Annotated in this window: 11 protein-coding genes; 5 read left to right on the forward strand and 6 right to left on the reverse strand. The window is 62.6% G+C overall.

Features of this window, described 5'->3' with window-relative positions; translation table 11 throughout:
* Window positions 1–242: 242 nt before the first annotated feature.
* The 4 genes from J2R78_RS09935 to J2R78_RS09950 all read left to right on the forward strand — a co-directional run bounded on the left by J2R78_RS09935 (window position 243) and on the right by J2R78_RS09950 (window position 4,061).
* On the forward strand, window positions 243–650 hold the full coding sequence (locus tag J2R78_RS09935) for a hypothetical protein (protein WP_253604095.1): 408 nt from the start codon (window positions 243–245) through the stop codon (window positions 648–650).
* A gap of 413 nt (window positions 651–1,063) precedes the next feature.
* Window positions 1,064–2,083: an OmpA family protein gene (locus J2R78_RS09940; RefSeq protein WP_141340036.1), complete on the forward strand. Its 1,020-nt coding sequence runs from the start codon at window positions 1,064–1,066 to the stop codon at window positions 2,081–2,083.
* A 178-nt stretch (window positions 2,084–2,261) separates the two neighbouring features.
* Window positions 2,262–3,071, forward strand: a complete 810-nt coding sequence (locus tag J2R78_RS09945; protein WP_253604097.1) for a phosphotransferase — start codon at window positions 2,262–2,264, stop codon at window positions 3,069–3,071.
* 177 nt (window positions 3,072–3,248) lie between these two features.
* Entirely contained in the window at window positions 3,249–4,061 is an 813-nt protein-coding gene (locus tag J2R78_RS09950; RefSeq protein WP_253604099.1) for an aminoglycoside phosphotransferase family protein, read from the forward strand.
* 1,145 nt (window positions 4,062–5,206) lie between these two features.
* Here J2R78_RS09950 and J2R78_RS09955 read toward each other — a convergent pair.
* The 6 genes from J2R78_RS09955 to J2R78_RS09980 form a co-directional block, all read right to left on the reverse strand.
* Window positions 5,207–6,082: a L,D-transpeptidase gene (locus tag J2R78_RS09955; protein ID WP_253604101.1), complete on the reverse strand. Its 876-nt coding sequence runs from the start codon at window positions 6,080–6,082 to the stop codon at window positions 5,207–5,209.
* Between the two features lie 956 nt (window positions 6,083–7,038).
* The gene (locus tag J2R78_RS09960) at window positions 7,039–7,416 is read right to left on the reverse strand and encodes a VOC family protein (RefSeq protein WP_253604102.1); all 378 of its coding nucleotides are present in this window, start codon (window positions 7,414–7,416) and stop codon (window positions 7,039–7,041) included.
* Between the two features lie 192 nt (window positions 7,417–7,608).
* Window positions 7,609–8,229, reverse strand: a complete 621-nt coding sequence (locus tag J2R78_RS09965; protein ID WP_253604104.1) for a peptidoglycan recognition family protein — start codon at window positions 8,227–8,229, stop codon at window positions 7,609–7,611.
* 35 nt (window positions 8,230–8,264) lie between these two features.
* A complete protein-coding gene (locus J2R78_RS09970) occupies window positions 8,265–9,470 on the reverse strand; it encodes a GGDEF domain-containing protein (RefSeq protein WP_253604106.1) in 1,206 nt (401 codons plus the stop codon).
* Window positions 9,471–10,161: 691 nt separating this feature from the next.
* A complete protein-coding gene (locus J2R78_RS09975; RefSeq protein ID WP_038386831.1) occupies window positions 10,162–10,773 on the reverse strand; it encodes a LysE family translocator in 612 nt (203 codons plus the stop codon).
* Window positions 10,774–10,887: 114 nt separating this feature from the next.
* Complete coding sequence (locus J2R78_RS09980) at window positions 10,888–11,292, reverse strand: response regulator (RefSeq protein ID WP_057018055.1); 405 nt, start codon at window positions 11,290–11,292, stop codon at window positions 10,888–10,890.
* Window positions 11,293–11,452: 160 nt separating this feature from the next.
* On the opposite strand from J2R78_RS09980, the gene J2R78_RS09985 reads away from it, so the two are divergent.
* Window positions 11,453–12,322 (forward strand): SDR family oxidoreductase, encoded by an 870-nt coding sequence (locus J2R78_RS09985; protein WP_253604108.1) that lies wholly within the window; start codon window positions 11,453–11,455, stop codon window positions 12,320–12,322.
* Window positions 12,323–12,436: the final 114 nt, after the last annotated feature.

Consider the following 12,436-nt stretch of genomic DNA (forward strand, 5'->3'; position numbering starts at 1 on the left):
ACAGGCTGCAGTGTCTTCGTGCAACGCCACCTGTTCCCCGGATGCGTCAGGTGACGTAGAATGTCACGGCCCTTGAAGCGGGACGTGCCGAAATCACCGTCCGGGCAAACGAGCAGCACTGGTGCTATCGGCAGGCACGCTCTCCTAGAGGCCGTTCTTTTTTCGGTTTCGCACCACCGTTCACCACGAACTTTGCGCGCTGCATTTGCGGCCGCTCGTTCGGTAACGTCGGGAGAAAAGCGATGAGGAAGGTCGATCGAAGGTCCGCACTGGGAATCGCGTTGGCAGCGGTTTCGACTGCCATGATCAAGCCCGCCGAGGCTCAAGCCACGGGCTACAAGGATACGGCACCTTGGCCAGGTGTCGTGTTGCGTGAATATGAAGGCGAGACACCATCCCTGATCCCAGGATTTAAGACGGTCTCAATGCGCGATGTCATTATGCAGCCGGGATCGAAGACCATGGGCCCCCCGATGATGAATGCCATGATCTGCCATATCACCGAAGGGGAGCTTCGGCTTGAACAGGAGGGAAAGACCTTTACGGGCAAGAAGAATTTTGTCTGGACCTGCAACAAGGAAACAAAAGAGCAGGCGTACAATGATGGGAATGTGGTCGCGATCATGCGGATCACGGACCTGAAGGCCTGAGGCTCTCTTTCTTCGCAAGAGATAGCAAGAGATAGATTGCAGGAGCGGATGGCGCACGCGACGGCGCGCCATCCGCGTGCAGGACCGCTTCGGGCCAGAAGGCGATATCCCTGAACTCGGATCGGGTTTCCGCTTCGTCCCCGAAAGCAGGCGTCCTGGATTTTAATGGAGTACGCGGCCCTACTCGCCCACTGCCGCGCGAGCTCATTCCGCCGAAAACCACGGAGTGTCCTATGGCTTCGCCTTCGCCGACTTCGACGGCACCTTCAAGTCACTGACGGGAAATCCGAGGGCGACGATGAACCGGCATAAACTCCAAAGCGACCCATTGATGCGCGGATATTGATACGCGGATATTTCAATCCGGGTCCTACCCGTTCCGCAGTCGGTCTCTCCGTTGGGAGATAGTCAACATGGCATCACCTGGAAAAATCCAGGAGTACGGATCGCAGGCACCGGATACGATTGCGGCGAAGTTATTCAACTTCGAAGTCGGCAAGTTCGCCATAAAGCCGGAACATTCCAATTGGCTGATCAGTGTCGTCGCTCCAAAATTGAGGAGCGGAGGAAGCCTTACAATTATAGGACTTGCAAGTCGTACCGGCAGCGACGATTTCAACATGGAATTGTCGCAGAATAGGCTGCGGGCCGTAATCGATCTGCTTCGCAAACAAGTGCCCAACAATTTCAAAGTTGCGCTCGAGGTGGCGAAAGGGGAACGCGCGGCCAAGTATGCAGGTGAAATGGATGGGGTGGAAAACGAAGCTTGGCGTGGTGTGATCATCTCGGTTTGGAATAAGCCAAATCCACCACCGCCACCGCCACCACCGCCGCCTCAACCGAAACCTCAATTTTATCCGGAGGAACGCAAATTCTTCAAACGTTGGCTTGGCTTCGGCGTCAAGTCTGGCGGACAGTTGTTAATCGGCGGCATCGAGAGCACGACCGCTTACGTCGTGAACCTGGGAGATTTGGAGACCTTTGACCTCCAGATTATTAGCAGCCGGTGGGGACTGGGTCTTGGAGGCAGCGGAGGGGCCGTTGCTGTTATCGGCTTTGGTTTCAGCGTTCCATATGAGTTGCACCGTGAACCCCTGAATGACTGGGGCGTCAATGTCGCATTTACCGAAAAGCTGATCTCGAAATCGGCACTACAATCGATCCATAACAGCAAGTACTTCATCGATGGCTTGAAAAACGGCAGGTACGTGGCACCCGCGCTGAATACGCGAAACACCTTTACGGCTATCGGCTTGCTTCAGAACGTGAGAAATGCGCTCCACACGCTGTACGGAGGATTCGAGGCAGCCAAGGGCTCGGGCGTCATTGTGCTCGACTTGCCGTTTTTAGGTGTGGGACTTGAATTGTCCGCTTTCTTGACGCGAGGAACCATGTACGTCTCGAATCCTTCCCATTGGATTGAACCGAGTTAAAGGCTCGGACGAGACTCGCCAAAGCCTTGCCGCTACCGAGGGACTTCCGGTTCACCTCGAAGACCCGGCGTTCTCGATGGTCACGCAGGCCGTCAGCGATGGTGTCCGCGGCCCCCGCGACGGAGGGGGTTCCTTTTTGCTCGCCGCCGGTGTTTGCTCTGCACGGCGGAGAACGGGCATGCGGGGATCGCTGGGGGAAAAGATCGGTGAAGGCGTCTTCGCTGATGTCCACGCCTGGGCGCCCGGTCAGGTCGTCAAATTGTCCAAGCCAGGTATCCCGCAGTGGGTCGTCCGGCACGAGATGCAAATGACCCGCGCGGTCTTCGCCGCCGGCGGCCCGGCGCCGGAGGTGCTCGGCGAAGTCACCCTGGACGGCCGCTTTGGCATCGTGCTGCCGCAGTTCGATGGGCCGACCCTGACGCAGGCTACGCGCACCGGCGCCATCACGCGTGAACAAGCGGGCGCAATCCTCGCGACGCTCTGCCTTGCCGTCCACAAGACGCGACCGCCGCCGGACGCACTCTCGCTGCGCGAGGCGATGGACGCCCGATTGCGGTTCGGCGGCAGCGTGCTTCCGGAGCGCATCACCACCGGCGTCCTCGCGCTGATCGAGCACCTCTCGCCCGATGACGTGCTGTGCCATTCCGATCTTCACCCCGGCAACGTGATCATGACGGCGCAGGGTCCGAGACTGATCGACTGGCTCGGCGCGGCTCGTGCGCCCGCCGCCTACGAGATTGCACAGTGCCATGTCCTGATTGCCGAGCTTGACCCGGAACACGCCGACGATCCGGAGCGGGCCACGGTCAATTCGGCTCTGCAGGCGGAGTATGCGCGGCTGGCCGGCATAGCCCCTGCGGCGCTGACGGCGGCGATGCAGCCCTATTTGCCGATCGTCCGCGTCTTCCTCCTGCTCGGCGGAGCCATGCCTGAGATGCGGGAGCGGCTGATCCAGCGCGTCGAGGCGGCCCTGCGCCCGGCGGGGTGATTACTCCCGGTCATCCCGCCTACGCCAAGGCTACGCCGGGCCGACATACTCGCTCGGCCGCCGAAGCTTCAGCGAAGGCGGCATGCCCGGCCATGGCCGTTCGAACAACGGCGTCGCTTCGCTCCGCCTATGACGAGTGACCATAGGGTGAGGGTCACAGCAACACGGAGGCTAAAGATGCAGGGATCGCTGGGGGAAAAGATCGGTGAAGGCGCCTACTCCGAAGCCTACGCCTGGGCGCCAGGGCAAGTCGTCAAACTGTTCAAGCCCGGCTTGCCGCGGCGGATGCCCTGGTTCGAGGTGCACATGATCCGCGCCGTCCACGCCGCCGGCGCTCCGGTGCCGGAGGTGTTCGGAGAGGTGACCCTGGACGGGCGCTTCGGCATCGTGCTGCAGCGCCTCGACGGACCGACCCTGCTGCAGCTAACCCGAACCGGCGCGGTGACGTTCGAACAGGCCGGCGCGATCGTCGCGGCTCTTGCCATGTCCATTCACAAGACGCCCCTGCCGCCGGAGGTCCTCTCCATGCGCGAGTATATGGAGGCTCAGTTGGAGCACGACGACGGCAAGCTCCCGAAGCACATCGCCACTGAAATCCTCGCGCTGATCGATCGCTTGCCGCCGGGCGACGGGCTTTGCCATACCGACCTGAGCCCCGGTAACGTGATCATGACAACGGAAGGCCCAAAGCTGGTCGACTGGGTCAGCGCGATGCGCGGGCCCGCCGTCCTCGAGCTTGGGTTCTTGCACGTGATCCTGTCCGAGCTCGGGCCGGAAGTCGCCGACAATCCGGAGCGGCCGCGCGCGACCAATGCGGCGGCGCAATCCGAATATGTTCGGCTGGCCGGCATGTCTCTCGCGGAGCTGACGGCGGCAATGGAGCCGTATTTGCCCATCGTCCGCACCTTCGCCGTTCTCGGCAACGCGGTGCCTTCGCTGCGGGAGCGGCTGATCCAGCGCATCGAAGCGACTCTGCGCTCGGAAGACTGAATGGTGACCTCTCCGCACGCTTCACAGCGCTCCGTCGCAATTCATCGAACGGCGGTTAATTGCCTGGCGTTTTCGAACCTTGCTTGGGCCTCTGAGAGGGCACTGTCGATGGCGAGTCCCAGTCAATCATTTTCAAGCAAATGAGGAGTTCGACGTAGCTTTGTACTTGCCCTGACCCTGCCATGAGTTCGCAACTTTCTCGCGGTCCCGCCGGGACAGTTAGCCAGATCGAGTTTAGCTGCTGCCGCGCAACCGCCTCGTCACTCACGCACTTGCTCGCGTCCTGGGGAAGTCCCGACGCTTTATCGTCAACGGAAACGTCCGCGCAAAGCGACTTGATGTCGAAGTTGGGAACACTGTCTGAAATTTGTACGGGCGGCTGACCAACGAGCGATAATGCCAAGAGCGCTGCCCTCATGAGATCTCCCTCCCCGTCCGGTGCGCCCAGCTGGAAGGCGGATTGAGCTGGGACTGACGCGGCTTCGGAGGCTGTAGCGGCCGCCCTCCGCCCACGACGTTACATTGCGCCTTTTTCCCAGTTTCTATCCACTACGAACCGCAATGCTGCGGCGCGCTACTACTTTTGCGCACGCGATTTGCCTGCCCGTCTGTTGGTGACGAATAGTTCGGAATGGCAATTGCCGCGGGCATTTGCCGATTTACGATGTGCTCAGTGAGACGTGATCCCTAACGCGAAAGGACGGCTGTGACCGCGGGCCCTGCATGCTGGTGCTCTTGGCCGTCGCGATGGTGTGGGGGTTGTAGCGCTGATCATCCGAGCAGAAGAGCGCCGCCGACGAAGAAAACTATCGCTAGAGCTATCAGGCTGTACTCGACGCCATCCATCCCGATCGACCATCGAACGAGGAACCAAGCAAGCCCCAGCTCAGGGGGTGAGCTGGGGCTGCCGGGGCTGGAAGGCTGTAGCGGCACAGCCTCTACTCACGACGCTACGACTTTCCCGAATTTGATCCACAAGAAACCGCTGTTGCTGCAGCGCGCTACTACCAATGCCCCACGCACGCGATCATACGGTCTCATACAGCGCACCGACGCCTGGCATGCCGCAGGTTACGGTGCGGCCACCCAGCCCATTTTGAACGGGGCTGCTTCTCAAGTTGTAGATCTGGGACAGAAGAATTGAGTTACTGGGCGTCGGCCATCTTCGATCGAGAAGCCTGCGGTTGCGCGTTGACTGCCGAGGGCCGGCTCGACGGCGACGCCGGTTCCTGCGATGAGACGGCGGCGTCGGGCAGCGCACCCGGGGATGGTCGATGGGCGGCGGGTGCCGGAAGCACGATCACTTTCGCGCCGACTTTCACCCGATCATAGAGGTCCGTGACGTCGTCATTGGTGAGCCGGATGCAGCCGGACGAAACCCGCTTCCCGATTGTATCGGGCTTGTTGGTGCCGTGAATTCTGTATTCGGTATCGCCCAGATACATCGCCCGGGCACCGAGCGGATTGCCGGGGCCGCCCGCCATGAACCGCGGCAGATAAGGCTGGCGCGAAATCATCTCTGCCGGCGGACGCCAATCCGGCCACTCTGTCTTGCGGGCCACGACCTGTTCACCGGACCATGTGAAACCTTCGCGGCCGACACCGATGCCGTAGCGCATCGCCTGCCCGCCATTCAGAACCAGATAGAGGAATGTGTTTCCGGTATCGATGACGACGGTGCCCGGCGGCTGGTGACTGACGTAGTCAACCACCTGCCGAGCAAATTTTCCGGGAGCGTCAGCGGCTTTTGGTGTTTCGATCCGGGGCGCGGGGACCGGGATCGGAACCGGAGCTGGCGCTGGAGCCTGAACCGCCGCCGCTACATGAATGGGAGTCGACGGCGCAGGACTAGATGGTGCCGGCACCTGATGCGCGGCTTGCTTCCGTATCGGTTGAACGCCCGCCGGCCGCCACAGCAAGCCGTACCCCAATGCGGCAGCGGCCACGACGCCAACTACAACTCTTCCGGCCACTGGTAGCGCGAGCGTCTCGGTCTTTCCACGTTTGGCCCGCTTACCCATACCTCTCCCCTGATCGCAATGCCCGGAAGAGGTATCCGGCAAATTTTAACAAGCTTCGAAGCGATGTCGCCCAGGCTGGAAATCGCCAAGCGTCGTTAACGCCAGCCCCTGTGCTGCAACACCCATCGTCCACATTCGATCGCCGGTTCGGGCAAAGCAAGGGCCGCCCAAAGGCGGCCCTCGCGCAAAGATGCAACATCACTTCAACGTATAGGTACCAGTCTGGTGATTGCAGTCTTGAAAGGTTCCCTCTTTGATGACCGGGAAAGGCCCTAAGGGTTGTATCGTTGCGGTCATGACCATGCCGTCGTACTTCCCAGTCCCCGCCACTGTCTCTCTGGTTACCTTTCCTTCTGACGTCGAGAAGTACGAAAGTCGCTTATCACCGTCTCCGTCAATGGACTCGCAGACCGTGGTGCCAGTAATCTTCCCACCAAGAGACGCACTAACCCCTACGCACCGGAATGTATCTTTGTCGAAAAGCCCACCCGGAGGATTGCTTCGGATAGAGCCGGTATGCTCATAGCTTCGCGCGATGTGGGTCTTGGAAAATGAGATAGTGTTGCTCGTGCCCGACCAGCACGCCGTGTAATCGAAGTTGCCTTCTTTTGGGAGCTCGGCGGCGAAAGCAGACGGTGCCAACGCAAAGACGATCAACGCTAAGGGATACCTGCATGCGCTTTCCATAGTACCCTCCGTATGGATTGGCAGAACGAACGATGCCAACGCGAGCGTGAGGGGACGCATTGATCCAGATCAATGGATGAAGACGAGGAAATGTCCGCGATGGGTCAAGGCCTGCCCTGGCCAGTCCGTAGGATAGGTAGAGCGCAGCGATACCCATCATCCCACCGCGCAGCACAAGCTTGATCGGTATCGCTTCGCTCCACCCATCCTACGAAGCGGACAAAACAGGCGCTTTTGGCTATGTCGGCCAGGGTCCAAAAGCAGACGAATTATTGCGCTTCGGCGCGGAGACGGGTTGGCCAACCGACACGGACCAACGTTTCATCCGGGTCAGAGACCGCAAATTCGTACATCCCCCACGGCTTGTCTTCGGGTGATTGCTGAAATTCGCGCGCCGCAGCATCAACACTCTCGAGGTAAAGATAAAGCCCAAAAGGGTTTCTGCCCGGCGTCAGCCATCCCTCGACCGCGTCCGTCAGATGTAGATATCCGCCCTTCCCGTTCGACAGCATGCGATAGGTGTCGGACTCTCCCGGAGCAGGCCTTTCGCTGTCCGGGCGCGCAAAGCCCAGCCGATTGTAGAACCGCTCCGACGCATCAAGGTCATTGCACGGCAGGATCGCGATCAAAGCTCCAGAAGGGCTCATCTTGGTGCACTCCAACGTCACGCAACAACTTGCGTCCGCACTTCTCAATGTCTGAAAATTTGTCACCTTTAAGGTGGGAGTTGGGGTTGGGACAGCCAGATGACCGCTTCAGAAGGCGATATCGCCGAGGTCGGGTCGGGTTGCCGCTTCGTCACGAAACGCTAGCGTCCCGGATCTTGATGAGTACCCGCCCTACTTGCCCCACTGCCGCGCCATGGTGGCGAGCGCGCAGCCCTCGCAGTAGCGGGCATCCTTGAAGTCGATCCAGTTGTGGGCGTAGACGCGCTCCGGCGGGATGCCGTAACGCGCGCGCAGCAGCTTCACCAGCACCCGCCAGGCCGCGACCTGTGCGTCGGTCGGGCCCCTCGTGACGTCGGGGTAATTGCCAGCGAACTCGACGCCGATCGACGTGTCCTTGTTCACTTGGTGATAGGTCTTGCTGTTGTCGATGTATTTGTTGTCGTTGCGATCGGCGCCGTCTGTGTGGGTCGGAACGAGGTTGTCGGAGACCGCCCAATAGACCGTGCCGTCGGTTTCGACCCAGACCATGACGCCGCGCCGGGTCGGGTTCTTGTGCTGCGCCTCGGCGCCGTATCGCGCCGAGCCCTGCGGCCCCTCGGTCTGGTGCACGATGATGTTGCGCCAGGGATGCGATCTGGTGACGTCGCCCCAGGCCGCCAGCCAGACCATCTTCAAGCCGGGAATCTCGGGCGTGCCTTGCGATCGCGCGATGGTCGCGAGATCGGGCGTTTCGGCCGATACGGCAGCGGACAGGACAAGCACAAGAAGTGCGGTGAGCAGGCGAGGCATCATCACGGAAGATCCGGTGTCGTCTCTCGTTAGCACGCTCAGGCGCGCTTGCGCAGGCTCGCCTCGACCGTCTCGGGCGCCGGCTTCGGCTCGTAGGTCGCGTAGCCGTTCTTGCCGCCCTTCTTGGCGTCGTAGAGCGCGTGGTCGGCGGCGGCGACCAGGCGATCGGGATGCAGGCCGATCTCGCGGGTCCATTGCGCGACGCCGATCGAGACCGCGATCGGAATGTCCCTGCCGGTGCACTGCTCGGCATCGGCGCGGCAGACCTCGAGCACGCGGCGCGCGATCATCGCGCCTTCGCGCAGCGTCGAGGACGGCAACACGATGCAGAACTCGTCGCCGCCGGTGCGGGCCAGCATGTCGCCCGGGCGGAGCCGCGTCTGCGCCATCAGCGTGAAATGCTGCAGGCAGGCGTCGCCGGCGGCGTGGCCATGGGTGTCGTTGATGCCCTTGAAGCCGTCGAGGTCGATCACCAGCAGCGCGAACGCCTCGCCGTTGCGGTCGGAGCGCGCGCATTCCTCGGTCAGCCGCTGCAAGAGATGGCGGCGGTTGCCGACGCCGGTGAGATCGTCGAGCAGCGCGAGGTCGGCGACCTCGTTGCGCAGCCGGTCGATCGCCATCAGCAGGAAGCCGAAATTGAGCGCCATCGACAGGAACACCATCAGCAGGATCACAAGCGACTGCCCCGCAGAGAAGCGGACGAAGGAGAACTCGCCGGGCTGCAGCAGCGCGCCGACGGCACGCAGCGCATAGATGCCGATCAGCACGGAGGCGACGATGCCGGCGAGCCGGGCACCGGGGCTGACGCGGCCGTTCTCGGACGACAGCAACAGCTTCAGCGTCAGCGCGAACGGCGTGACCTGGGCAATGGTGTAGACCAGGATGCGCATCGGCATGCTGTCATAGGCGAAGATGAAGGTGCCGAGACCGGCGAAGGCCAGCGCCGTGGTCAGCAGGGTGGCGCGCCAGGTCGCAGGCTTGTCGTAGAACCGCTCGATGCCCATCGCGGCAAGGCCGGCGGCGAACACCATCAAGGTCCCGGCCGCGAGCAGCGGCAGCAGCGAGTCCGTCAGCATCACGCGAAGCATCGCGCAGCTGGCGCCGGCGGAGGCGACGAGGGCCGACGCGGTCCAGAACCGCGCCGCGCCGAAAGCAGGATAGCTGCGCGCGACATAGGCCCAGATCAGCCCGAGCGCGAGAAAATTGATAATGAATACCGTCCAAAGCGTCGGAACGCTCAACATCGCCCCTGTTCGAGAGCCGTATCGGCCTCGCCTCTCCTGAAATGACCGTCTGCCCCCTCCGGGCGTTTCCTCAAATGACAATCCCCGTTGTCTTACGGAACAGCATGCGGCCGCGCCGCTTAACGGAGCGTCACCCACAACGTGCCAATCCGCGCCGTGGTTTTGAATTGATGAATATCTGCGCATCCGCCGTTTGCGCATCGTTAAGCATGACGGATGCGCCGACGCCGCGACGCGCGACATGCGCAACGCTTCGCGAAAAAGCTGGCGAAAACGCGTAACAGTTGTGGATAACACGATGACGACGCCGTGACAGCACGCGGCAGCAGCCTCCGAATCTGCTGAGTTTGATATCGAGGATGTTGCGAGGCTGGCCCTCCGCCAAGCATGCCTCGGAGTCGCGTTCAATCCATGAAACCCTGAGAGGATACTATGGCTAAGAAAGCGAAGAAGGCGAAGAAGGCGAAGGCGAAAAAGGCCACCAAGAAGAAGGCCGCCAAGAAGTAACGAATTCCAGCCCGGGTAGCGGCTCTTGCCCTGCCCGGGCACCCGGACCGGGACAACCGGTCGCAGCGACGTCAACCTCGAATTCACCACCCTACATCGATCGGCCCCGAACTGACGGGGCGCAAGGCAGCAGGCGCAACGCCTGCTTTTTTATTGCCTGCGTCCGGGCGTGACGGCCGCGACGTCAGCGCTCCGCCAAGGCGAGCCTGGCGCCGAGCAGGGCAAAGCCCGCGGCAAAGCTTCGCCGCAGCCAGGCCATCACCTTCGGCCGGGTGATGACGCGGTCGCGCACCGAGGCGGCGAACAGCCCGTAGACCGCGAACACCGCAAAGGTCATCGCCATGAAGACACCGCTGAGCTCGACCATCCGCGCCAGCGGGTGCGGCTCGTCGACCGCGATGAACTGCGGCAGGAAGGCCAGGAAGAAGATCGACAGCTTCGGATTGAGGATGTTGATCAGGATCGCGGTCACGATCACCCGCCGGCGCGAGCGCGGCTTGATCTCGGTGTCAACGGCAAGCGCGCCGCGCTCGCGCAGCGCCTGCCAGGCCATGTAGAGCAGATAGACGACGCCGCCCCATTTCAGCGCCGCGAACGCCACGGCGCTGGTGTGCAGGATGGCGGCGAGCCCGAGCATCGCCGCGATCATCTGCGGCACGATCCCGAGCGTGCAGCCGAACGCCGCCGCGACGCTCGCCCGCGCTCCCCGGGTCAGCGCCACCGCCAGCGTATAGAGCACGCCGGTGCCGGGCGAGGCCACCACGATCAGCGACGTCAGCAGAAAGGACCAGGTCACTTCAAATCCTCGGCGGGCGGGACAGGCGGACGGGACATCGTCCGCCAATATCACGGCGACGGGGACGGCGGAAGCGGCTGCCGGCCTCCGCCCGGCGCCAGCGTCGACACCCCGTTATGACGACCTGCGCCATCCGCGATGCGAAAGCTCCGACGCCTTCATCTCGGCGACCCGGATCACGTCCAGCGGCGCCCAGGGCTTGGCCCAGAACAAGGCGCCTTCGGGCAGGCGCTGCCGCAGCGGCTTGCCCGAGGTGACGATCACGTCGAGATCGGGTCTGTACTTCTTCGCGGCATAAGCGAGCTCGATGCCGGTCATGTTTCCGGCCAATTCGACGTCGGTCATCATCAGCACGACGTTGTCGCCGTTGCCCTGCAGCACCAGCTCGGCGGCCTCGGCGCTCTCGCAGGCGATGACGTCGAACTCGCTTTCCTCCAGCAGCAGCCCGATCATCTCGCGCTGCATCGGGTCGTCCTCAACCACCAGGGCCTTCGCACGGTAGGGCTTTGACTGTCCCATGGGTGTGGCTCCCTTGGTTTGAATGCTTCGGTTCGAGCGCGTAACATAGATTAAATGCCCAAAATCACTGGATGGTTCAGTTCCAATTTGAGAAAAGCGTGGAAATGCCGTGTTCCTCGCTTGGCAACCGCCACCCCCGTTGAGATGGAGCTCACCCGACATGACCGCGATCCCTGGATCCGCCGCTGCCGTGACCGGAGCCGCCAGCGGCATCGGCCGCGCGCTCGCGCATGAACTGGCGCTGCGCGGCTGCGATCTGGCGATCGCCGACCGCGACGAGGCCGGCCTGCAGGCCGCCGCCGCGGAGATCGCGAAAGCGAGCCCGCGCAAGGTCACCGTGCATCGGCTCGATGTCAGCGAGCCGGACCAGATCACGGCGTTCGCGGAGGCCGCCGTTACAGCGCATCCCTCGCTCAACATCGTCGTCAACAATGCCGGCGTCGCGCTGCTCGGCGAGTTCGGCGAATTCGATCAGGCGCAGATGGAATGGCTGTTCAACATCAATTTCTGGGGCGTGGTGCACGGCACCCGCGCCTTCCTGCCGCAGCTTTCGCGGCAGCGCGAGGCGCATATCGTCAACGTCTCCTCGATCTTCGGCATCATCGCCCCGCCCGGCCAGAGCGCCTATTGCGCGGCCAAGTTCGCGGTGCGCGGCTTCTCGGAAAGCCTGCGCCACGAGCTTGCGGTGGCGAACAGCCCGGTGCGCCTGTCCGTGGTGCATCCGGGCGGCGTCGCCACCAACATCGCGCGCAGCTCGCGCGCCGGCACCGGCGTCACCGACAATGCCCGCCGTGCCGAATCGATCGAGCGCTTCGACGCGCTGGCCAGGACCACGCCGACCGCGGCCGCGCAGCGCATCATCGCGGGCATCGAGAAGAACCAGCCCCGCATCCTGATCGGCAAGGACGCATACTTCATGGACCTGCTGCAACGCTTCCGCCCGGCGACCTACTGGAAAACGATGCAACGGATGATGGAGAAGACGGCGGCGCGGCGGATCGCGCGCGATGCCGCGAGGGCGAGCCAGTAGCACGATAGCGCGGAGTAACCCGCGCACCGCCGTCGTCCCGGCGAAAGCCGGGACCCATAACCACAGGATTGGGTGGGTGAGGCACGCCGGGGGCCACAGCGTCGTGCAACACGG

This window comes from Bradyrhizobium sp. USDA 4538, assembly GCF_024171045.1.
GTDB classification, from domain to species: domain Bacteria; phylum Pseudomonadota; class Alphaproteobacteria; order Rhizobiales; family Xanthobacteraceae; genus Bradyrhizobium; species Bradyrhizobium australafricanum.